At 64.0% G+C, this 311-nt stretch carries 1 protein-coding gene; it reads left to right on the forward strand.

What is annotated here, in order from left to right:
- Positions 1-311, forward strand: a 311-nt coding sequence (locus tag EAY64_RS20215; protein WP_122081991.1) for a DUF2345 domain-containing protein, incomplete at both ends; no start/stop codon positions are given.

Here is a 311-nt window from a genome sequence, read left to right on the forward strand (position 1 = left end):
CCGGACAACAGCAAAGACGGCAAGAAAGACAGCGGCCATCTGCAACACCACGCCGCCGCCGTCAAAGCCTGGGAAGCCGGCAGCAACACCGACAAGGACGGCAAAACGGCAAAAGACCAGGCCGGACAGCAACCCCTGCTCATCCTGTCCGCCCCGGCCGGCATCGCCAGCCTGACCGAACAAAGCCACACCATCAGCGCCGGCACCAACCTCAACCTCATCGCCCAGCGCGATGCCAACCACACCACCGGCCGCCGCTGGCTGCACAACGTCGGCCAGCACATCAGCCTGTTTGTGGCGGGAGTAAAAGA

Source organism: Aquitalea palustris (assembly GCF_003693445.1).
GTDB lineage: Bacteria > Pseudomonadota > Gammaproteobacteria > Burkholderiales > Chromobacteriaceae > Aquitalea > Aquitalea palustris.